Below are 22,249 nucleotides of genomic sequence, written 5' to 3' on the forward strand. Positions count from 1 at the left end.
GCATCGGCGCACTCGTAAAATATATTAAACACATGAGGTCGCAGGATGGCGAACATTCCCTACCCACAGTCCTATTACGCGGCATCGGCCAATGCGGCTCCGGAACGTCCGATGCTCCAAAGCGAGATTGAAACCGATGTCTGCGTGATCGGTGCGGGTTATACCGGCCTGTCCAGCGCCCTGTTCCTCCTGGAAAACGGCTTTCGTGTGACCGTACTGGAGGCCGCCAAGGTCGGCTTTGGCGCTTCAGGGCGCAATGGCGGGCAGATCGTCAACAGCTACAGCCGCGATATCGACGTGATTGAACGCAGCGTCGGCCCCAAGCAGGCACAATTGCTGGGGCAGATGGCCTTTGAGGGTGGCCGGATCATTCGTGAACGGGTGGCCAAATACAAGATCCAGTGCGATCTGAAGGACGGCGGTGTATTCGCAGCGCTGACCAGCAAGCAGATGGGTCATCTGGAGTCGCAGAAGCGCCTGTGGGAGCGCTATGGCCACACCCAGCTGGAATTGCTGGATGAGCGGCGTATCCGCGAAATCGTGGCCTGCGATCAATACAAGGGCGGCATGCTCGACATGAGCGGCGGCCACATCCATCCACTGAACCTGGCACTGGGTGAAGCGGCTGCCGTGGAGTCGCTGGGCGGCACCCTCTATGAGCAGTCCCCGGCAATCCGCATCGAGCGCGGCGCCAATCCGGTGGTCCACACGCCCCAAGGAAAGGTCCGCGCCAAATTCATCATCATTGCCGGCAATGCCTACCTGGGCAATCTGGTTCCGGAGCTGGCAGCCAAGTCCATGCCTTGCGGAACCCAGGTCATCACCACAGAACCCCTGAGCGATGAGCTGGCAGCCAGCCTGTTGCCCCAGGATTACTGCGTCGAAGACTGCAACTACCTGCTGGACTACTACCGTCTCTCCGGCGACAAGCGCCTGATTTTCGGTGGCGGCGTGGTGTATGGCGCCCGCGACCCGGCGAACATCGAGGCCATCATCCGACCGAAGATGCTCAAGGCCTTTCCGCAACTGCAGAACGTGAAGATCGATTACGCCTGGACCGGCAACTTCCTGCTGACGCTGTCGCGCCTGCCCCAGGTTGGGCGCCTGGGGGACAATATCTACTACTCCCAAGGCTGCAGCGGCCACGGCGTGACCTACACCCACCTGGCCGGGAAAGTCCTGGCAGAGGCCCTGCGCGGCCAGGCTGAGCGCTTTGACGCCTTTGCCGACCTGCCTCACTACCCCTTCCCCGGCGGCCAGTTGCTGCGCACGCCATTCACCGCCCTGGGCGCTTGGTACTACAGCCTTCGGGACAAGCTCGGCTTCTGAAAGCCAAACCTCACAAGCACAAAAAAACCGCCGAGCAGGCGGTTTTTTTGTGTTCGATCAGCAGCAAGCAAAAGACGCTGCCAAAGAGCGAATCCCGAAAACAAAAAACCCCGGTCTTGCGACCAGGGTCTTTGCTATCGATGCGAAACAAGCTGTTGGCTTGTTTCGTTGCTTCAAGGCGTTCAGTGATCCTTGAGGCTGATATGGCGCAGCGGACGGGACTCGAACCCGCGACCCCCGGCGTGACAGGCCGGTATTCTAACCGACTGAACTACCGCTGCGTATCGCTTGGACTTGCGTCCATGTGAACCGTTTAAATCATCTGATTGAAGAGCTTCGAGGCTTCCTCAATCTCAAGCCAGGCGAACCCGACTTGGAAAATATGGCGCAGCGGACGGGACTCGAACCCGCGACCCCCGGCGTGACAGGCCGGTATTCTAACCGACTGAACTACCGCTGCGCGTCGGTTGGAGGCTTCCTTGGAAGCTTCCCTCTTTCTTGCGAAAGAGACTCAGGGAATGGTGGGTGATGACGGGATCGAACCGCCGACATTCTGCTTGTAAGGCAGACGCTCTCCCGGCTGAGCTAATCACCCTTTGCTTCGCTGAGGCCGCGAAATTTACGCAGGTAACGAAGCTAAGTCAATAGCAGGCTTGAAGTTTTTTTCAAAAACAGCAGCAAGCAGAAACTTCGCACCAAGAGCCAGAGGCGCTCCTCTTGGGCTTGCAGCCACAAACTCGCTACCACCCTTATTCCTGATAAATCATTTTCTTGGTCATGCCACCGTCCACCACGAATTCCTGGCCGGTGACAAAGCCCGAATTGCGGGAGAGCAGCCAGGCCACCATGGAGGCCACATCTTCCACCGTCCCTACCCTGCCTGCCGGATGCTGGGCATGATCGGCATCGGATAATGGCTCTGCGCGACGCGCCGCAGGATCCCGGGCATCGATCCAGCCGGGGCTTACCGCATTGACCCGAATCTCCGGCCCCAGGCTGATCGCCAGGGCATGAGTCAAGGCCAGCAGCCCCCCCTTGCTCGCCGCGTAGGCTTCGCTGTCAGGCTCCGATTGCCTGGCGCGGGTAGAGGCCAGATTGACGATGGCGCCGCCATGGGCGCGCAAATACGGCGCACAGTGCTTGGCCAGCAGCATCGGCCCGCCCAGGTTCACCGCCATGACCCGATTCCAGTAGGCCAGATCCAGGCTTTCCAGGGTGATGTTGTGCGGGTCAGCCACAGCGGCATTGCAGACCAGGGCGTCGAGGCGCCCGAACTGCCCCAGCACCTCAGCCACCCCCTGGGCCACTTGCACTTCATCGGCCACGTCCATGGTGATGAACCAGGCACTTTCACCCAACACCCTAGCCACCTTGGAGCCGCGCTCACGATCGAGGTCGGTCAACACCACCTGCCAGCCTTCGCTGATCAGCCAGGCAGCAATACCCAGGCCGATACCCCGGGCCGCGCCGGTCACCAGCGCGACACGCCCGTTGCCGCCGCCCTGGGGCGTGGACAACTCGATCACAAGGCTGCCAGGCCGCGAGCCAGGTCGGCTTGCAGGTCGACCACGTCCTCCAGCCCCACCGCAATGCGGATCAGGCTGTCGCGAATGCCCGCCGCTTCACGCTCCTGAGGCGCCAGGCGCCCGTGGGACGTGGTGCTCGGATGGGTGATGGTGGTTTTGCTGTCGCCGAGGTTGGCGGTAATGGAGATCAGTCGCGTGGCATCGATAAAGCGCCAGGCGCCCTCTTTGCCGCCCTTGACCTCAAAACTCACCACCGCGCCAAAACCACGCTGCTGACGCTTGGCCAGTTCGTGCTGCGGATGGCTGGCAAGGCCTGCGTAGTGCACCTTCTCGACGCCATCCTGCTGCTCCAGCCACTCAGCCAGGGCCAGGGCATTGGCACAATGAGCACGCATCCGCAGGTTGAGGGTTTCCAGGCCCTTGAGGAAGATCCAGGCGTTGAACGGGCTCAGGGTCGGCCCCGCGGTACGCAGGAAACCCACCACTTCTTTCATCTGCTCGCTGCGCCCGGCCACCACGCCGCCCATGCAACGACCCTGGCCGTCGATGAACTTGGTCGCCGAATGCACCACCACGTCCGCCCCCAGCTTCAACGGCTGCTGCAAGGCCGGAGTGCAGAAACAGTTATCCACCACCAGCATTGCGCCCTTGGCATAGGCCACCTCCGCCAACGCGGCGATATCCACCAGCTCGGCCAGCGGATTGGAGGGCGACTCGACGAACAGCAGCCTGGTATTGCTCTTGATCGCCGCATCCCAGCCGGACAGGTCCGCCAGGGGCACGTAATCGACTTCAACACCAAAGCGCTTGAAGTACTTCTCGAACAGGCTGATGGTGGAGCCGAACACACTGCGCGACACCAGCACATGATCGCCGGCGCTGCACAGGCTCATGACCACCGAGAGAATGGCCGCCATGCCAGTGGCGGTCGCCACAGCCTGCTCAGCCCCTTCCAGCGCCGCGATGCGCTCTTCGAAGGAACGCACCGTGGGGTTGGTATAGCGCGAATAGACGTTGCCCGGCACTTCGCCAGCAAACCGCGCCGCCGCATCGGCGGCCGTGCGGAACACATAGCTGGAGGTAAAGAACATCGGGTCACCGTGCTCGCCTTCCGGCGAGCGGTGTTGGCCGGCGCGCACCGCCAGGGTATCGAACGCTACGCCTTCAAGGTCGCTGTCCAGCCGACCGGCATCCCAATCCTGACTCATGCCGCCTACTCCTAATGTCTTCTTAAAATGCTCGGATCAGTTGTTGTACAGATCGATGATGGCGCTGACCGCCTGGGTCTTGGCCTTGGACGCATCGTTACGAGCGTTCTCGATCTTGTTCAGGTAGGCCTCGTCGACGTCGCCGGTAACGTACTTGCCGTCGAACACCGCGCAGTCGAAGTTCTCGATCTTGATCTTGCCACCACCGACCGCCTCGATCAGGTCCGGCAAGTCCTGGTAGATCAGCCAGTCGGCGCCGATCAGGTCTGCCACGTCCTGGGTCGAACGATTGTGGGCGATCAACTCGTGGGCGCTCGGCATGTCGATGCCATACACGTTCGGGTAACGCACGGCAGGTGCAGCCGAGCAGAAGTAGACGTTCTTCGCGCCCGCTTCACGGGCCATCTGGATAATCTGCTTGCAGGTGGTGCCACGGACGATGGAGTCGTCCACCAGCATCACGTTCTTGCCGCGAAATTCCAGTTCGATCGCATTGAGCTTCTGGCGTACGGATTTCTTCCGCGCCGCCTGGCCCGGCATGATGAAGGTACGACCGATGTAGCGGTTCTTGACGAAACCTTCGCGGAACTTGACCCCCAGATGGTTCGCCAGCTCCAGCGCCGCAGTGCGGCTGGTATCCGGAATCGGGATCACCACGTCGATATCGTGCTCAGGGCGCTCGCGCAGGATCTTCTCTGCCAGCTTCTCGCCCATGCGCAGGCGCGCCTTGTACACCGAGACGCCATCAATGATCGAATCCGGGCGGGCCAGATATACGTGCTCGAAGATGCACGGCGTGAGTTGCGGGTTGGTGGCGCACTGGCGGGTGTAGAGCTTGCCCTCTTCAGTGATGTAGACCGCTTCGCCCGGAGCCAGGTCGCGAATCAGGGTGAAGCCCAGCACATCCAGGGAAACGCTTTCCGAGGCGATCATGTATTCCACGCCTTCGTCGGTATGACGCTGGCCGAAGACGATCGGACGGATACCGTGGGGGTCACGGAAACCGACAATGCCGTAGCCGGTGATCATGGCCACCACCGCGTAGCCACCCACGCAACGGTTGTGCACGTCGGTGACGGCGGCAAACACGTCTTCCTCGGTAGGCTGCAACTTGCCGCGCTGGGCCAGCTCGTGGGCGAACACGTTGAGCAGCACTTCAGAGTCGGAGTTGGTGTTGACGTGGCGCAGGTCGGACTCGTAGATCTCCTTGGCCAACTGCTCGACATTGGTCAGGTTGCCGTTGTGCGCCAGGGTGATGCCGTAAGGCGAGTTGACGTAGAACGGCTGAGCCTCGGCCGAGGTCGAGCTGCCCGCGGTTGGATAGCGGACATGGCCGATGCCCATGTGGCCTACCAGGCGCTGCATGTGCCGCTGCTGGAACACATCACGCACCAGGCCGTTGTCCTTGCGCAGGAATAACCGGCCATCATGGCTGGTCACGATACCGGCAGCGTCCTGGCCGCGGTGCTGGAGGACGGTTAGCGCGTCATACAGCGCCTGATTGACGTTCGACTTACCGACGATACCGACGATGCCACACATGCGACGCAACCCCTACTTAATGAAACTGAACTGAACCCATCTTACTGAGGCGTTTTGGCCGGTAAGAGGTGCTCCTTGAACGGTATTTCAGCGGGTACGCTGATACCGCTGGCCAGCCACTGACTGCTCCACCCCAATATGAGGTTCTTGGACCAGTCTGCAACCAATAGAAATTGTGGCACCAGTCGCGACTGTTGCCACCAGGAATCCTGCTGTACCGGCCCCAGGCTCAGGAGCCCGATCGCCACGACCACCAGCAGCGCGCCACGCGCAGCGCCGAAAGCCATGCCGAGGAATCGATCGGTCCCGGAGAGGCCGGTGACGCGAATCAACTCGCCGATGAGATAGTTGACCATTGCCCCCACCAGCAAGGTGGCGACAAACATGATTGCGCAGCCCGCGATCACGCGAGCCGAGGGAGTTTCGATATAACCGCCGAGGTACTCGGACAGTGAGCCACCAAACATCCAGGCAACGACTCCTGCGATGATCCAGGTAAGCAACGACAAGGCTTCTTTGACGAAACCGCGGCTCAAGCTGATCAAAGCGGAGATGGCGATTATTGCAACGATCGCCCAGTCAACCCAGGTAAATGGCACAGTGCAGCCTACAGACGGATAAGGCGGCGCATTTTAACAGAGCGCTTGGCTGTCGGTAAGCTGCGATTCACTGTGCTTTTAAAATCAAGCGGATAGCCTCAGCCACGCTCTGGCTGGAAGCGCACCACGAAGCCCTTGAGATTATGCTGACGCCCCAGCAGATCACGCAGGCGATCAGCTTCGGCGCGCTCGATCAGCGGCCCGACAAATACCCGGTTCTTGCCTTCGGCGGAACGGATATAGGCGTTATAACCCTGGCTGCGCAGGGTTTTCTGCAGGTTTTCCGCGCTTTCACGGCTCGACAGACTGGCCAGTTGCACCGACCAACTGACGGACAGGCCATTGGCATCGACCCGGCTCTGGCTGGTATCGGGCTTGGCACTGGCCACGGGCTGCGGCGGAACCGGAGCCGGTGTCGGCGCAGGCTTGGCCACAGGCGCAGGCTTGCTGGCCACGGTCGGAGCAGGAGCCACCACCGGGGCCGGTGCGATCGGGGTCGATGGCGCTTGTTGCACCACAGGTTCGTGCTCGTCGGCTGGCACAGAGCCCTCGGGCAGCACCTGAGGCTCAGGCACAACCACCGGCTCGACCTGGACCTGCGGCATGGCCGCGGCTTGCGGCGCCGACGGCACATCCACCGTCACATGACGCTGCTCATCCTCGCGCGAGAACAGCATTGGCAGAAAGATCACCGCCAAGGCCACCAACACCAGTGCTCCGACCATTCGCTGCTTGTAGACGTTATCCAGCATTGCCATGTGCAGCTTCCTCCGTGGAGCGCCGGGCGAGCCACTCAAGCGCCTCGGCAACACAATAAAAAGAACCGAACAGCAGAATTTCGTCATCTGCAGTGGCTTGCGCGCATTGCGCTTCCAGCGCGGCAGCCACACTGGAATAGGACGCTACCGGAGCACCAAGGTTCTCCAGAGCCTGCTGCAAATCCTCCACCGGGCGCGCCCGCGGCGTGTCCAGAGGCGCTACCGCCCAGTGCCGGACCGCCCCTTTCAGGCAGCCAATCACGCCCTCCAGATCCTTGTCCGCCAGCAGCCCGAACACCGCCAGACGCTTGCCCGGCACAGGCCGGCGCGCCAGGCGCTCAGCCAGGTACTGGGCGGCATGGGGGTTGTGACCGACGTCCAGCAGCAGGTTCAGGCGCTTGCCCTGCCAGTCGACCTGCCGGCGATCCAGACGCCCGGTAACCCGGGTCTGGCGCAAGGCTGCGCTGATCCGCTCCGGCTGCCATGGCAAACCGGTGAGCAGATAGGCCTGCAACGCCAGAGCGGCATTTTCCATAGGCAGATCCAGCAATGGCAGGCCTTGCAGCTCGACCGGCTTGCCCTGGGCATCCAGGCCACGCCACTGCCAATGCTGGTCAGTGACCCCAAGATCAAAGTCCCGCCCCCGCAGGAAAAACGGGCAGCCCAGCTCCCGCGCCTTGTCCAGCAAGGGTTGCGGCGGATCCAGGTCGCCACATAGCGCCGGAGCGCCAGGACGAAAGATCCCGGCCTTCTCGAAGGCCACGGATTCGCGGGAATCGCCCAGGTATTCGATGTGATCGACACCAATACTGGTCACCAGCGCCAGGTCGGCATCCACCAGATTGACCGTATCCAGGCGGCCACCCAACCCCACCTCCAGGACCACGGCATCCAGCGCCGCCTGCTGAAACAGCCAGAACGCTGCCAGAGTGCCCATCTCGAAGTAAGTCAGGGTGACTTCGCCGCGCCCCCCCTCTACCGCAGCAAAGGCTTCGCACAACTGCTCGTCAGTGGCCTCGACGCCATTGATCTGCACCCGCTCGTTATAACGCAGCAGGTGCGGCGAACTGTAGACCCCCACCTGCAGGCCCTGGGCCCGCAGCAGGGAAGCGACAAAAGCGCAGGTAGAGCCCTTGCCATTGGTACCGGTGACCGTGACCACCCGGGGCGCCGGCTTGCCCAGCCCCATCTGGGACGCTACCTGCTGCGAGCGCGCCAGCCCCATGTCGATGGCCGAGGGGTGCAACTGCTCGAGGTAGGCGAGCCATTCGCCCAGGGTACGTTGGGTCATAGGTTTGCTGGAGCCGGCGGCACCACGATCGGCTCGACCGGTGCCGCGACGAATTCCGGCGTCGGCAGGCCCATCAGCTGGGCCAGCAGGTTGCCCAGGCGCGGACGCAGCTCCTGACGGGAAATGATCATGTCGATCGCACCATGCTCCAGCAGGAACTCACTGCGTTGGAAACCTTCAGGCAGTTTTTCCCGCACGGTCTGCTCGATCACTCGAGGACCGGCGAAGCCCACCAGGGCTTTTGGCTCGGCGACAATCACGTCGCCCAGCATCGCCAGGCTGGCGGAAACGCCGCCGTAGACCGGGTCGGTCAACACAGAGATGAACGGGATGCCTTCTTCACGCAGACGCGCCAGTACCGCGGAGGTCTTGGCCATCTGCATCAGAGAGATCAGGGCTTCCTGCATCCGCGCACCACCGGAGGCGGAGAAGCAGATCATCGGGCAGCGATTTTCCAGAGCATAGTTGGCGGCACGCACGAAACGCTCGCCAACGATGGCGCCCATGGAGCCCCCCATGAAGGAAAATTCGAAAGCCGAGACCACCACCGGCATGCCCAGCAGGGTGCCACTCATGGAGATCAGCGCATCTTTCTCGCCGGTCTGCTTCTGCGCAGCGGTCAGGCGGTCCTTGTACTTCTTGCCGTCGCGGAACTTCAGACGGTCCACTGGCTCCAGGTCAGCGCCCAGTTCGGCACGACCTTCGGCGTCGAGGAAGATATCGATACGGGCACGCGCACCGATGCGCATGTGGTGGTTGCACTTGGGGCAAACATCCAGGGTCTTTTCCAGCTCCGGACGATAGAGCACCGCCTCGCAGGATGGGCACTTGTGCCAAAGACCTTCAGGCACCGAGCTTTTCTTCACCTCGGAACGCATGATCGAAGGGATCAGTTTGTCTACTAACCAGTTGCTCATGCTTTCTTTCTCCAGTACCGGCGGCCCGAACGCTCTGGTTCGCAGCCCCGCGTATGCCCTTGAGCTAAATTCATGTGTGCGGCGATGATCAGTTCGCTGCCGCGGTCAGCACCGGGCTCGACCTGCCTGCAACGAACCTTTCCTCAGCCATCCCGACAACCCGCTCCAGAGCGGTTGCCACTCGATTCCGACCCCGCCTGAAGGCGACGCCTGCCTGTTTTGTACAGTGGTGTTATGGACGGCGGCAGACTGCCAGCCGTCACATCGACTCGTTGCTGCGACGCACTGCCTGCATAAATGCCTGAATCTTTGCCGGGTCCTTGATGCCCCTGCCCTGCTCCACCCCGCCGCTGACATCCACCGCATACGGGCGCACCCGGGCGATGGCTGCCGCCACGTTATCTGGCGTGAGGCCACCGGCAAGAATGATCGGCTTGCTCAGCCCCTGAGGAACCAGGGACCAGTCGAACGCCTCGCCGGTTCCACCCGGCACGCCTTCGACATAGGTATCCAGCAGAATCCCGCTGGCCCGCGGATAGGCCAGGCAGGCCGCCGCGATGTCATCCCCGGCCTTGACCCGCAACGCCTTGATATAGGGCCGGTGATAGCCCTCGCAATCAGCCGCCGACTCATCGCCATGAAACTGCAGCAAGTCCAGCGGTACGGCGTCGAGGATCTCCCCCAGCTCGCAACGACTGGCATTGACGAAGAGGCCAACGCTGGTCACGAACGGCGGCAAGGCGGCGATGATTGCCCGCGCCTGCTGCACATTCACCGCCCGCGGGCTCTTGGCATAGAACACCAGGCCGATGGCATCGGCCCCCGCCGCCACTGCTGCCAGCGCATCTTCTATGCGGGTAATCCCGCAGATCTTGCTGCGAACAGCTGGCATGTCATGAACCTCGGGGGCAAATCCGGAAAGTCCCGGATGGTAGCAAATGCTTTTCCGGGCGTCAGCCGTCAAGTTCCGAGAATCCGCTGAGGAAATGTGGCCCGATGTATCGCTCGGGCAACTGGAACTCGTCCTTGTATTCGACCTGCACCAGGTACAGACCAAAAGGATGGGCGGTGACGCCGCCGGTACGCCGGATCCGGCTTTCCAGCACTTCTCGCGCCCACTCCACCGGCCGCTCGCCGGCACCGATGGTCATCAGCACCCCGGCGATGTTGCGCACCATGTGATGCAGGAAGGCGCTGGCACGAATATCCAGGACGATCATCTTGCCGTGCCGGGTGACTCGAAGGTGATGGATCTCCTTGATCGGCGACTTGGCCTGGCACTGCCCGGCCCGGAACGCGCTGAAATCATGGGTGCCCACCAGGAACGCGGCGCCCTGGGCCATGCGCTCGATATCCAGCGGCCGGTGGTTCCAGGTGATTTCTTCGTTGAGATGGGCTGGACGGATCTGATCGTTGTAGATCACATAACGGTAACGCCGGGCGATCGCCTTGAACCGTGCGTGAAAATGCGCGGGCATCTCCTTGGCCCAGCTGACGCTGATGTCATGGGGCAAATTGATATTGGCCCCCATCACCCAGGCCTTCATCGAACGCACGGCCTGAGTATCGAAATGCACCACCTGCCCGCAGGCATGCACCCCGGCATCGGTGCGTCCGGCACAGGACACCACCACCGGAGAATCCGCGACCCGGGACAGGGCCTTCTCCAGGGTTTCCTGGACACTGGGCACACCGGAGGCCTGACGCTGCCAGCCGCGGTAGCGCGAGCCCTTGTATTCCACACCCAGGGCGATTCGGGAAAAGCCTTCGGCTGCCATTTCGGCGGCCGGGTTATCTATATTTGCCAAGAACTTACAGCCTGCTGATATGCGCAAAGGCGCTCATTATAGGGCCGTAGATAATAGACGCCACGGGCTGTCGGGCTTTGTTTGCAGATTGATCAGCCATACAGCCGCCCACAGGGCGATTGCATCCGCCCCCAGGCAAACGCTATATAGTTTTTTATATATCGAAAACAACAAAGCCCCCCCCCTGATCGAGAACCGATGAATGATCGCAACCAGCAAAGAAGCCGTAGGCCTGGCCTACAGCCTGGAGGGCATGCTCCATGCCAAGCGCATGACCTGGGAGGCCATCGGGCAGATCGCCCTGCAGGTCAAGCCGGGCATGCAGGAATCCGCCGCCAGGGAAATGGGCCTGCAAGTCCTGCGGGAGATGGGTATGGAGCGAATCTGGCATCCGCTGCTGATCCGCTTTGGAGCCAATACCCTGAAAACCTTCAAGCAACGCTCCGATGGCGATCCGCTACTCCAGGAAAACGATCTGTTCTTCATCGACCTGGGCGTAGTCTGGGATCGCCATGAAGGTGATTGCGGGGCGACGTTCGTGGTCGGCGACGACGCTGAAATGCATGCCTGTGCCGCCGCGGCGAAAAGCCTGTTCGACCAGGTCCACGACCACTGGCAGAGCCACCAGGTGGCTGGCCCTGAACTCTATCGCTACGCACAGGAACAGGCCCGAGCCATGGGCTGGGTACTCAATCTGGATATCAAGGGCCATCGGGTCAGCGACTTTCCCCACGCCATCTACCGCGCCGGGGACCTGGGAGATTTCGCCGCCTGCCCGCAAGTGGGTCTGTGGATCCTGGAAATCCAGATCGCCCACCCTACCCGGCCCTTCGGCGCCTTTTACGAAGACCTGCTGGCCTGAGCCTCACCGCCACCGCAGCGCCACCAACAAAAACGGCAGCCTCATCGGCTGCCGTTCTGTTCAAGCATCAGGTTGCTTCAGGCCAGTCGCCCCAACATCTCCTGGGCTTCGCTCTTCTGCCCTTCGTTACCTTCGTTCAGCACCTCACCGAGGATGTCCCGCGCACCGTCGTTATCCCCCATATCGATATAGGCCTGGGCCAGATCGAGCTTGGTGGCCACCTCGTCGCTGCCGGAGAGGAAGTCGAAGTCCGCCTCATCAGGCGCTGCTGCGGCATCCTCGGCAGTGAAGCTGGGGATCGCCGGCTCCGGCTGATCAAGGCTCTGGCTCAGACGGTCCAGTTCAGCGTTGACATCATCCAGCTCGGAAGTGAAGGCGTCCTTGGAGTCCGCGCCAGCATCCAGCTCATCGGCCAGGGACAGATCGAAGTCCGCCGACAGGTCCAGGTCGTCCAGGGCCGGGTCGGTGACGGTAGGCACGTCGCCTGCCGGCAGGTCCTTGAGGTCGTCGTCCAGGCTCAGCAGGAAATCTTCATCGCTCGGCTTCGCCGCCGGTAGATCAGCCCCCAGGTCCAGATCGAAATCACCCAGGTCGTCCAGGTTTTCCTCGGGAGCAAGCTGCTGCTCGAGCACCGAGCCAAAGCTCAGGTCGTCATCCAGCGGGAAGTCTTCCAGCTCGGTTTCAGGTTCAGGGGTGAGCACTGCCGGCGAAGCCGCCTCCAGGTCATCCAGGCTCAGGTCAAAATCCGCATCCAGGCCTTCTACCGGAACAGCCGGCTCAGGCGCTGGCGGCTCGTCCTGCAGCAGCTCCTTGACGTACTCGGCATCCAGTTCGGCTGCCACGGCCGCAGTGGCCAGGCCAGCTGCCGCCGCTACCGCGACCATTGCCGGGAAGCGACTTTTCAGTTGCTCGACCTGAGCGTGGTTATCGCCATTGGCCACCAACTGCCGTTCCTGGGCGACAAAGGCGCTGCGGTCACCCTGATGCGCGTAGACCTCCATCAGCTTCAGGCGCAGATCACTGCGTTGCGGCTCCAACTTGACCGCTTCTTCGAGAATCGCCGCGGCCTGGTTCAGGCGGCCGGCATCGATGTGATTCTGAGCCTGGCCCAGCACATCGGTGGCCCGCTCGACCGGGACTACCGGAGCGGGCGCCGCCACCGGCGCTGGAGCTGGAGCTGGAGCTGGAGCTGGAGCTGGAGCTGGAGCTGGAGCTGGAGCGAGATTAACGCTTGGGGCTGGAACCTCAAGGCCTTCGAAGCTGCTTTCCGGCAGGTCCATTTCCTCGGTGAAATCGCTTTCCTCCGACAGTGCCCGCGCCATGCGCAAGTGCTTCTCCGCTTCCTGCTGAGCCTTGCGGCGACGAGCCAGCAACAGCAACAGCAGCAACAAGGCCAATACCGCACCGCCACCCACCAGCCCCAGCAGGATCGGGTTGGACAGCAGATCGGAGTATTTATCCTCGTCGCTCTTGGCGGGAACGGCATCCTCAGCAGGCTTGGCAGCCGGCTCGCTGGCCGGGGCCGCTGGCGCCACCACTGGGGCTGGCGCTTCGGGCTTGGCCACCAACTCAGCTGGCATTGCCGGAGCTGGCTGGGCATTAGGTACCGCAGTACCTGCGCCCTCGGCCTGCATCTTGGCCAACTGGTTGTTCTTCAATTCGATCAGGCGCTGCAGCTTGTCCAGCTGGCTTTGCAGGTCCGCCATGCGCTCCTTGAGCTCGGCGTTGTCACGACGGGTTGCGTCGAGGCTTTCCTGAGTCACCGCCAGCTTGTTGTTCAGCGCCTTGGCATCGCCGGCCGCGCCCTTGCCCCGGGTCTTGCCGTTCTCAGCGGACACCAGGCTCAGGTTGTCCTTGGTGTTGACCTGCTTGGGCGCCTTGTCGGCACCGGCGCGACGAGTCGCGTCCACCTGCTGCTGGCCACGGGCACCGGCACGGCGGCCCTGGCGCCAGGCAGCATTCTGCGCCGCCACTTCAGCAATTGCCTTGGGCTGCGGCAGCGCGGTGCTCTGCACCACATCGGGCAGGCGCAGCACCTTGCCGGTCTTCAGCCGATTGATGTTGCCATCGATAAAGGCATCCGGGTTCAGCGCCTGGATCGCCAGCATGGTCTGCTGGATCGAGGCACCGTTGCGGTTCTTGGCGGCGATTTCCCACAAGGTGTCACGGGCCGAGGTGGTGTACTGCTCCGGCTTGCCGGACTTGTTGGCGCGGGTGACCGGGGCACTCACCGCCGGGGCGCCCACTGGCGCGCTCTGCGCAGCGGCGGCGGCCTGCGGGGAGAATTTCGAAGGGTCCAGCAGCACACTGTAGTCGCGCAGCAGGCGGCCGTTGGGCCACATCACCTGCACCAGGAACTTGACCATCGGCTCCGACAGCGGCTGGCTCGAGGTCACCCGCAGCACGCTCTTGCCGCCGGGATTGAGAATCGGGGTGAAACGCAGGTCGTTGAGAAAGGCCTGGCGATCAACGCCGGCCTTGGCGAACTCTTCTGCCGGCGCAAGGCTGGGCACTACCTCGGCGGCAGTGAGGTCCTTGACATCGAGCAATTCGATTTCTGCTACCAGAGGCTGGTTCAGACTCGACTTCAGGGTCAGCTCCCCAAGCCCAAGCGCCTGCGCCATACCGGAGGACAGCGCCGAGGCGGCCGCTATTGCTAACACCAGTTTGCGAACTTGAACCATAGCCTCATCCTTTGTTTGAACATTCCTCGGCCAGCGAGAAGGTTTTGTAGCGGCTGCCAACAGGCATTGCGCGGGACCATCAACGACCACGACGCGCGATTATTTCTTGCATGCCCCGGGAGCACCTGACGGCCACTCACCTCCAGCAACTTGCCAAGCATAGCGCCCGGCTAGATTCATTCTGCAAATTGTTGCCAAGTATCTTTTACAGCAGGTCTTTTATCAACAATTCAGCCAGCTGCACAGCGTTCAAGGCCGCACCTTTGCGTACGTTATCCGAGGTCAGCCACAGATTCAGTTCCGTCGGGTCGTCGACCCCGGAACGAACCCGCCCCACATAGACAACATCCTGGCCCACGGCGTCACCCACGGCAGTCGGATAGTCGCCCGCCTCCACCAGCTCCAGGCCGGGGGCCGCTTCCAGCGCCGCATTGACTGCCGCCAGGTCAACGGCGCTGCCTGACTGCAGAGTCACGCTATAGCTATCGCCAAAAAATACCGGCGCTTGAATGCAAGTGACAGAAATCTTTAATAAAGGCTGCCCCAGCACCTCGCGCAACTCCCGGACCAGGCGCTTTTCCAGCAGGGTATGGCCCTGGGCGTCTGGAGTGCCGACCTGGGCCAGCAGGTTGAAGGCCACTTGCCGATCGAAAAAGCGTGGCTCCATGGGGCGCACATTCAACAGTTCGGCCGTCTGCCGGGCCAGTTCGCTGACGGCCTCACGGCCCTGGCTGGAGATCGCCAGGCTGGCGGTCAGGTTGACCCGCTGGATGTCCAGCAAGCCTTGCAACGGCGCCAGCGCCACGGCCAGGGCGGTAGCCGAAGCGCTCGGGCTGCTCAGTTGCAATGGTTTTTTCAAGCCGGCCAGCACCTGGGCATTGGCTTCGGGAACGACATTGGGCGCCTGGGCCGAAGGCAAGGCACCGGAAAGATCGATCACCGCGCAGTTGGCCGCCGTGGCACGCGGGGCAAAACTCAGGGTCACCGCCGGGCCGGCCGCGAAGAACGCCAGCTGGACCTTGCTGAAATCGAACTCGTCGACTTCACGCACCCGCACGTTCTTGCCGCGGAACGGCACCGAATGACCGGCCGACTCGCTACTGGCCAGCAGGTGCAGGTTGGCAACGGGGAAGTCACGTTCTTCCAGAATCTGCACCAGGGTTTCGCCGACAGTACCGGTGGCACCGATCACGGCAATATCAAGGGAAGGAGTCATGGTGCTACCTCAGGCGAAACGGGGGGAGCGGCACTTTACCCGGCACGGGGTGGCGAGGCAATTCGCGGGGGGAGCTGTGGCTGGAACGAAGCACTCTTGGCGGGCAAGCCCACTCCTGCGGTGGGCATGAAAAAGCCCGCGCCTTGTGCAAGGGGCGGGCTATTTCAAGCGCTCAGAGAATCAACGCTCCAGCAGGATCCGCAGCATGCGGCGCAGCGGCTCGGCCGCCCCCCACAGCAACTGGTCGCCGACAGTGAAGGCGCCCAGGAACTGCGAGCCCATGTTCAGCTTGCGCAGGCGGCCCACCGGAATGTTCAGGGTGCCGGTGACCTTGGTCGGGCTCAGCTCCTGCATGCTGATATCACGCTGGTTCGGCACCAGCTTGACCCAAGGGTTGTGCTGGCTGATCAGCCCTTCGATATCGGCGATCGGCACATCCTTGTTGAGCTTGATGGTCAGCGCCTGGCTGTGGCAGCGCATGGCGCCGATGCGCACGCAGATGCCGTCCACCGGGATCGGGCTCTTGAAGCGACCGAGGATCTTGTTGGTCTCGGCCTGGGCCTTCCACTCTTCACGGCTCTGGCCGTTAGGCAGCTCCTTGTCGATCCATGGAATCAGGCTGCCGGCCAGTGGCACGCCGAAGTTCTCGGTCGGGTAGGCATCGCTGCGCATGGCCTCGGCCACCTTGCGATCGATGTCGAGGATGGCACTGGCCGGGTTGGCCAGTTCATCAGCGACGGCAGCGTGGGTGGCGCCCATCTGCTTGATCAGCTCGCGCATGTTCTGCGCGCCGGCGCCGGAGGCGGCCTGATAGGTCATGGCGCTCATCCACTCCACCAGGCCGGCTTCGAACAGGCCGCCCAGGCCCATCAGCATCAGGCTGACGGTGCAGTTGCCGCCGATGTAGTTCTTGGTGCCCGCATCCAGCTGCTGGTCAATGACCTTGCGGTTCACCGGATCGAGGATGATCACCGCGTCATCTTCCATGCGCAGGCTGGATGCGGCATCGATCCAGTAGCCCTGCCAACCCGCTTCGCGCAGCTTGGGGAAGACTTCGCTGGTGTAGTCGCCACCCTGGCAGGTCAGAATCACGTCGAGGGTTTTCAACTCTTCAATGCTGTAGGCGTCCTTCAGCGGAGCAATATCCTTGCCCACCGACGGCCCCTGGCCACCGACATTGGAAGTGGTGAAAAACACCGGTTCAATAAGATCGAAGTCCTGCTCTTCCAGCATCCGCTGCATGAGCACGGAACCGACCATACCGCGCCAACCGATCAGACCTACACGTTTCATCGCAACTACACCTATACAAAAGTGGGCCACTGTCTGTGCAGTGGGCCCGAAAGATTACAGATTCCGCAGCGCGGCGACTACTGCATCGCCCATTTCCTGCGTACCGACTTTGGTGCAACCGGCCGACCAGATGTCGCCGGTGCGCAAACCCTGGTCCAGGACCCGGCTCACGGCCTGCTCGATGGCGTCCGCGGCCTCGGTCAGGTTGAAGCTGTAGCGCAACATCATCGACACCGAGAGGATGGTCGCCAGCGGGTTGGCAATGCCCTGCCCGGCGATGTCCGGCGCCGAACCGTGGCATGGCTCGTACATGCCCTTGTTGTTGGCGTCCAGGGACGCCGACGGCAGCATGCCGATGGAACCGGTGAGCATCGAGGCTTCGTCGGAAAGAATATCGCCGAACATGTTGTCGGTGACGATCACATCGAACTGCTTCGGCGCACGCACCAGTTGCATGGCGGCGTTGTCCACGTACATGTGGCTCAACTCGACATCCGGGTAGTCCTTGGCCACTTGCTCGACCACTTCACGCCACAGTTGGCTGGACGCCAGGACGTTGGCCTTGTCCACCGAGCACAGCTTCTTGCCGCGCACGCGGGCCATGTCTAAGCCGACCCGGGCAATACGGCGGATTTCACTCTCGCTGTACGGCAGGGTGTCGTAGGACTGGCGTTCTCCGTTTTCCAGTTCGCGGGTGCCCCGTGGCGCGCCGAAGTAGATGCCACCGGTCAGCTCCCGAACGATGAGGATGTCCAGGCCGGAGACGATTTCCGGTTTCAGGCTCGAAGCATCGGCCAATTGCGGGTAGAGGATCGCCGGGCGCAGGTTGCCGAACAGGCCCAGTTGCGCACGAATCTTCAGCAGGCCGCGCTCAGGGCGGATGTCACGCTCGATCTTGTCCCACTTCGGGCCGCCCACGGCGCCCAGCAGCACCGCATCGGCGGCCCGGGCACGATCCAGGGTCTCATCGGCCAGGGGCACACCGTGCTTGTCGATGGCCGCACCGCCGATCACGTCGTGGCTCAGCTCGAAGCCCAGGCTGTACTTGTCGTTGGCCAATTCCAGGACCTTGACCGCCTCGGCCATGATTTCCGGGCCAATACCGTCACCGGGGAGAATCAGAATCTGCTTGCTCATGCGTTCCTCGTTTGCTCTGTCGGCACGCCCGCAGGCGCACCCGGAAAAAGTCTATCGCTCGGCCCACAGCACCAGTACATCTGTACTGAACGAACCATCGGCGGCAATCTCAAAATATTCACGCACTTCGTTACCCATTGCCTGCTGCAACTGGCGGATCGCCACCCGCAACGGCTCGGGAGTGCGCATGCGCTCGACCCAGGAGCTGTACTCCAGGCGCAAGCGCTGGCGGCTGGTACTGCGGGTGTGCAGGCCGGCCTCGCTGACCTGGCGCAGCCATTCACCCGCCGAATAATCGCGCACATGGCTGGTATCGCGCAGCACTTCGACGCTTTGCAGGTAAGTGTCCAGCAGCGGACTGCCCGGCGACAAGACATCGATGAACGCCGCCACGCCGCCCGGCTTCAGGACCCGGCGCACTTCCCGCAGGGCCAGGCCCAGATCGCTCCAATGGTGGGCCGAGTAACGGCTGAAGACGAAGTCGAACTCGCCATAGGCGAACGGCAGGCGCTCGGCGGCGCCCAGTACGGTGCGGATGTTACCCAGCCCGCGCTCCTGCGCCGCCCCTGCCACCACATCCAGCATCTGCTGGGAGAGGTCGTAGGCCACCACTTCCCTGACCTGCGGCGCGACATGAAAGCTGACGTGGCCGGCACCGCAACCCAGGTCCAGGAGCCGGGCTGCGCCCTTGCCTGCCACCTCGGCCTGCAGCAAGGCGAATTCGGCACCCTGAGCGTGCACGGTGCTGCTCAGGTAAGCCGAAGCCTGCTCGCCAAATTGCTTCTGTACTACCTGGCTGTGGGCGTTGCTGGTCATGGGGCGATCCTTTTGGGCAAGGGAAACGGCGTTCGCTGGCAAGCCAGCTCCTACAACGCCATCCGTAGGGGCCGGCTTGCCGTCGATCAGGCAATCAGGCGTCGCGGAACAGCCAGGGCTGGCTGGCGCGATGCTTGGCCTCGAAGGCGGCGATGGCGTCGCCGTCCTGCAGGGTCAGGCCGATGTCGTCCAGACCGTTGAGCAGGCAATGCTTGCGGAAGGCATCGATCTCGAACTTCAGCACCTTGCCGTCGGGGCGGGTCACGGTCTGCGCTTGGAGGTCGATGCGCAATTGGTAGCCCGGAGTAGCCTCGACCTGCTGGAACAGCTCGTCGACTTCAGCGTCGCTCAGGATGATCGGCAACAAGCCGTTCTTGAAGCTGTTGTTGAAGAAGATGTCGGCGTAGCTGGGCGCGATGATGCTGCGAAAACCGTACTCCTCCAGGGCCCACGGCGCGTGCTCGCGGCTGGAACCGCAACCGAAGTTCTCCCGGGCCAGCAACACGCTGGCACCCTGGTAACGCTCGGCGTTGAGCACGAAATCCTTGTTCAACGGGCGCTTGGAGTTGTCCTGGTAGGGCTGGCCCACGTCCAAGTAGCGCCATTCGTCGAACAGGTTGGGGCCAAAGCCGGTGCGCTTGATCGACTTGAGAAACTGCTTGGGGATGATCTGGTCGGTGTCGACGTTGGCACGATCCAGAGGCGCGACCAAACCATTGTGCTGAGTGAAAGCTTTCATGCTGCGCTCCTTAGATCAATTCACGGACGTCGACGAAACGACCGCTGACAGCGGCGGCGGCGGCCATGGCCGGGCTGACCAGGTGGGTACGCCCACCGGCACCCTGGCGCCCTTCGAAGTTGCGGTTCGAGGTCGAGGCGCAATGCTCGCCGGACTCCAGGCGGTCCGGGTTCATCGCCAGGCACATCGAGCAGCCCGGCTCACGCCATTCGAAACCGGCTTCGAGGAAGATCTTGTCCAGGCCTTCCGATTCGGCCTGCGCCTTGACCAGGCCCGAGCCCGGCACCACGATCGCCTGCTTGATGGTGGAAGCCACTTTGCGGCCCTTGGCGATGACCGCGGCGGCGCGCAAGTCTTCGATCCGCGAGTTGGTGCAGGAGCCGATGAAGACGCGGTCCAACTGAATGTCGGTGATCGCCTGGTTGGCGCTCAAGCCCATGTACTTCAAGGCGCGGACGATGGAATCGCGCTTGACCAGATCCATTTCCTTGGCCGGGTCCGGTACGTTCTGATCCACCGCCAGGACCATTTCCGGGGACGTACCCCAGCTGACCTGCGGCTTGATCTGTGCGGCATCGAGCTCGACCACGGTATCGAACTCGGCGTCGGCATCGGACACCAGGTCCTTCCAGGCCTCGACGGCCAAGTCCCATTCGGCGCCCTTGGGGGCGAACGGACGTCCCTTGACGTATGCCACGGTCTTTTCGTCCGCCGCCACCAGGCCGACACGGGCACCGGCTTCGATGGACATGTTGCAGATGGTCATGCGGCCTTCGACGGACAGCTCGCGAATCGCGCTACCGGCGAACTCGATGGCATGGCCGTTACCGCCGGCGGTGCCGATCTTGCCGATCACGGCCAGGACGATGTCCTTGGCGGTCACGCCGAAAGGCAAGGTGCCTTCCACGCGCACCAGCATGTTCTTCATTTTCTTGGCCACCAGGCACTGGGTGGCAAGGACGTGCTCTACCTCGGAGGTGCCGATGCCATGGGCCAGGGCGCCGAAAGCACCGTGGGTCGAGGTGTGGGAGTCACCACAGACCACGGTCATGCCCGGCAAGGTGGCGCCCTGCTCCGGGCCGATCACGTGGACGATGCCCTGGCGCACGTCGTTCATCTTGAATTCGACAATGCCGTATTCATCGCAGTTGTCGTCGAGGGTCTGCACCTGGAGGCGGGAAACCTGGTCGGCGATCGCTTCTATCCCGCCCTTGCGCTCCGGCGTGGTCGGTACGTTGTGGTCCGGGGTGGCGATGTTGGCATCGATGCGCCATGGCTTGCGCCCGGCCAGACGCAGGCCTTCGAAGGCTTGCGGCGAGGTCACTTCGTGGATGATGTGACGATCGATATAGATCAGCGCCGAACCATCGTCGCGCTGCTTGACCAAATGCGAATCCCAGAGCTTGTCGTAGAGCGTCTTGCCGGCCATCGGACCATTCCTCATCAGCTTGTTTCTATGCCCCGGGCTCCGATCGTGCGCCGATCAATAACCCTTTGGCTTGTGAGGCCGATCCTATGGCGTTAGATTAAATAACTCAAATTCATATTTTTCATGCTTTGGATAACCAACTGGAATGCAACTATGGACCTGGCCAACCTCAACGCCTTTATAGCCATCGCCGAGACCGGCAGCTTTTCCGGCGCCGGCGAACGCCTGCACCTGACCCAGCCAGCCATCAGCAAACGCATCGCCGGCCTGGAGCAGCAACTCAACGTGCGGCTGTTCGACCGCCTGGGGCGGGAGATCGGCCTGACCGAGGCCGGGCGTGCCCTGCTACCCCGGGCCTACCAGATCATCAATGTGCTGGATGACACCCGCCGCGCCCTGACCAACCTCACCGGCGAAGTCAGTGGGCGCCTGACCCTGGCCACCAGCCATCACATTGGTCTGCACCGCCTGCCGCCATTGCTGCGGGCCTTCACCCGGCGCTACCCGCAAGTGGCCCTGGACATCCAGTTCCTCGACTCCGAAGTGGCCTACGAGGAAATCCTCCATGGCCGCGCCGAACTGGCAGTGATCACCCTGGCCCCCGAGCCCCACTCCCTGGTCAAGGCCACTGCGGTCTGGGACGACCCGCTGGACTTCGTCGCCGCGCCGGAACACCCGCTGGTCAGCAGCGGCCAGGTGAGCCTGGCGGATATTGCCCTGCATCCCGCGGTTTTCCCCGGCGGCAATACCTTTACCCACCATATTGTCCAACGCCTGTTTGAAGCCCAGGGCCTGACGCCGAACATCGCCATGAGTACTAACTATCTGGAAACTATAAAGATGATGGTGTCCATCGGCCTGGCCTGGAGCGTGCTGCCACGCACCATGCTCGACGACCAGGTGGCGCGCATTCCTTTACCGGGCATACAGCTGCACCGCCAGCTAGGCTATATCCTGCATACCGAACGGACACTTTCGAACGCTGCGCGGGCTTTCATGGCCTTACTGGATGCACAAGTCGATTGGCCAGGGAACCCGGCATAACACTCCGGGTATCGCCCGTGCCACGCTGCAGCGCCATGAGTATCCCGCACC

The 22,249-nt window shown here is 62.4% G+C and carries 20 protein-coding genes and 3 tRNA genes; 4 read left to right on the plus strand and 19 right to left on the minus strand.

Features of this window, described 5'->3' with window-relative positions:
* The first annotated feature begins 45 nt into the window (after positions 1 to 45).
* Both AC1RL5_RS17230 and AC1RL5_RS17235 read left to right on the plus strand, forming a co-directional pair.
* Positions 46 to 1,329, plus strand: coding sequence for an NAD(P)/FAD-dependent oxidoreductase (locus tag AC1RL5_RS17230; RefSeq protein ID WP_072451525.1), 1,284 nt, complete (start codon positions 46 to 48; stop codon positions 1,327 to 1,329).
* A gap of 49 nt (positions 1,330 to 1,378) precedes the next feature.
* Complete coding sequence (locus AC1RL5_RS17235; protein ID WP_155246649.1) at positions 1,379 to 1,525, plus strand: hypothetical protein; 147 nt, start codon at positions 1,379 to 1,381, stop codon at positions 1,523 to 1,525.
* Positions 1,526 to 1,533: 8 nt separating this feature from the next.
* Here AC1RL5_RS17235 and AC1RL5_RS17240 read toward each other — a convergent pair.
* From AC1RL5_RS17240 to truA, 12 genes are all read right to left on the minus strand, one after another.
* Positions 1,534 to 1,610: transfer RNA gene (locus AC1RL5_RS17240), tRNA-Asp, on the minus strand.
* A gap of 102 nt (positions 1,611 to 1,712) precedes the next feature.
* A tRNA-Asp gene (locus AC1RL5_RS17245) sits at positions 1,713 to 1,789 on the minus strand.
* 59 nt (positions 1,790 to 1,848) lie between these two features.
* Positions 1,849 to 1,924, minus strand: a tRNA-Val gene (locus tag AC1RL5_RS17250).
* Positions 1,925 to 2,078: 154 nt separating this feature from the next.
* Positions 2,079 to 2,855, minus strand: coding sequence for an SDR family oxidoreductase (locus AC1RL5_RS17255; RefSeq protein ID WP_492589810.1), 777 nt, complete (start codon positions 2,853 to 2,855; stop codon positions 2,079 to 2,081).
* Positions 2,852 to 4,063, minus strand: coding sequence for an O-succinylhomoserine sulfhydrylase (locus tag AC1RL5_RS17260; protein ID WP_492589811.1), 1,212 nt, complete (start codon positions 4,061 to 4,063; stop codon positions 2,852 to 2,854). Before AC1RL5_RS17260 ends, AC1RL5_RS17255 begins: the two co-directional genes overlap by 4 nt.
* A 36-nt stretch (positions 4,064 to 4,099) precedes the next feature.
* The gene (gene purF, locus AC1RL5_RS17265) at positions 4,100 to 5,605 is read right to left on the minus strand and encodes an amidophosphoribosyltransferase (protein WP_011060388.1); all 1,506 of its coding nucleotides are present in this window, start codon (positions 5,603 to 5,605) and stop codon (positions 4,100 to 4,102) included.
* Positions 5,606 to 5,646: 41 nt separating this feature from the next.
* Positions 5,647 to 6,204, minus strand: a complete 558-nt coding sequence (locus tag AC1RL5_RS17270; RefSeq protein ID WP_019094938.1) for a CvpA family protein — start codon at positions 6,202 to 6,204, stop codon at positions 5,647 to 5,649.
* 98 nt (positions 6,205 to 6,302) lie between these two features.
* On the minus strand, positions 6,303 to 6,962 hold the full coding sequence (locus tag AC1RL5_RS17275) for an SPOR domain-containing protein (protein ID WP_015634906.1): 660 nt from the start codon (positions 6,960 to 6,962) through the stop codon (positions 6,303 to 6,305).
* Complete coding sequence (gene folC / locus AC1RL5_RS17280; protein ID WP_093406144.1) at positions 6,946 to 8,253, minus strand: bifunctional tetrahydrofolate synthase/dihydrofolate synthase; 1,308 nt, start codon at positions 8,251 to 8,253, stop codon at positions 6,946 to 6,948. Before folC ends, AC1RL5_RS17275 begins: the two co-directional genes overlap by 17 nt.
* Entirely contained in the window at positions 8,250 to 9,170 is a 921-nt protein-coding gene (gene accD / locus AC1RL5_RS17285; protein WP_019094939.1) for an acetyl-CoA carboxylase, carboxyltransferase subunit beta, read from the minus strand. The genes folC and accD overlap by 4 nt, the downstream gene beginning before the upstream one ends.
* A 259-nt stretch (positions 9,171 to 9,429) precedes the next feature.
* Positions 9,430 to 10,062, minus strand: coding sequence for a phosphoribosylanthranilate isomerase (locus AC1RL5_RS17290; RefSeq protein ID WP_072451529.1), 633 nt, complete (start codon positions 10,060 to 10,062; stop codon positions 9,430 to 9,432).
* 61 nt (positions 10,063 to 10,123) lie between these two features.
* Entirely contained in the window at positions 10,124 to 10,948 is an 825-nt protein-coding gene (truA, locus tag AC1RL5_RS17295) for a tRNA pseudouridine(38-40) synthase TruA (RefSeq protein WP_072451530.1), read from the minus strand.
* Between the two features lie 232 nt (positions 10,949 to 11,180).
* Between truA and AC1RL5_RS17300 the strand changes: the two genes are divergently transcribed.
* On the plus strand, positions 11,181 to 11,840 hold the full coding sequence (locus AC1RL5_RS17300; protein WP_492589814.1) for a M24 family metallopeptidase: 660 nt from the start codon (positions 11,181 to 11,183) through the stop codon (positions 11,838 to 11,840).
* 77 nt (positions 11,841 to 11,917) lie between these two features.
* Here AC1RL5_RS17300 and AC1RL5_RS17305 read toward each other — a convergent pair whose 3' ends face one another.
* The 7 genes from AC1RL5_RS17305 to leuC form a co-directional block, all read right to left on the minus strand.
* Positions 11,918 to 14,524, minus strand: coding sequence for a FimV/HubP family polar landmark protein (locus tag AC1RL5_RS17305; protein WP_492589816.1), 2,607 nt, complete (start codon positions 14,522 to 14,524; stop codon positions 11,918 to 11,920).
* A gap of 205 nt (positions 14,525 to 14,729) precedes the next feature.
* Positions 14,730 to 15,740: an aspartate-semialdehyde dehydrogenase gene (locus AC1RL5_RS17310; RefSeq protein WP_072451533.1), complete on the minus strand. Its 1,011-nt coding sequence runs from the start codon at positions 15,738 to 15,740 to the stop codon at positions 14,730 to 14,732.
* A 180-nt stretch (positions 15,741 to 15,920) separates the two neighbouring features.
* Positions 15,921 to 17,033 carry an aspartate-semialdehyde dehydrogenase gene (gene asd, locus AC1RL5_RS17315; protein ID WP_015634899.1) on the minus strand — a complete coding sequence of 371 codons (1,113 nt, stop codon included), beginning with the start codon at positions 17,031 to 17,033 and terminating at the stop codon, positions 15,921 to 15,923.
* A 54-nt stretch (positions 17,034 to 17,087) separates the two neighbouring features.
* Complete coding sequence (gene leuB, locus AC1RL5_RS17320; protein ID WP_093406154.1) at positions 17,088 to 18,170, minus strand: 3-isopropylmalate dehydrogenase; 1,083 nt, start codon at positions 18,168 to 18,170, stop codon at positions 17,088 to 17,090.
* 51 nt (positions 18,171 to 18,221) lie between these two features.
* Complete coding sequence (locus AC1RL5_RS17325) at positions 18,222 to 18,986, minus strand: class I SAM-dependent methyltransferase (RefSeq protein ID WP_492589819.1); 765 nt, start codon at positions 18,984 to 18,986, stop codon at positions 18,222 to 18,224.
* A gap of 94 nt (positions 18,987 to 19,080) precedes the next feature.
* Positions 19,081 to 19,725, minus strand: coding sequence for a 3-isopropylmalate dehydratase small subunit (leuD, locus tag AC1RL5_RS17330; protein ID WP_011060376.1), 645 nt, complete (start codon positions 19,723 to 19,725; stop codon positions 19,081 to 19,083).
* Between the two features lie 10 nt (positions 19,726 to 19,735).
* Positions 19,736 to 21,154 (minus strand): 3-isopropylmalate dehydratase large subunit, encoded by a 1,419-nt coding sequence (gene leuC, locus AC1RL5_RS17335; RefSeq protein ID WP_072451535.1) that lies wholly within the window; start codon positions 21,152 to 21,154, stop codon positions 19,736 to 19,738.
* A gap of 153 nt (positions 21,155 to 21,307) precedes the next feature.
* Between leuC and AC1RL5_RS17340 the strand changes: the two genes are divergently transcribed.
* A complete protein-coding gene (locus AC1RL5_RS17340; protein WP_011060374.1) occupies positions 21,308 to 22,198 on the plus strand; it encodes a LysR family transcriptional regulator in 891 nt (296 codons plus the stop codon).
* Positions 22,199 to 22,249: the final 51 nt, after the last annotated feature.

It is taken from the genome of Pseudomonas sp. GW822-FHT06D10, assembly GCF_058799535.1.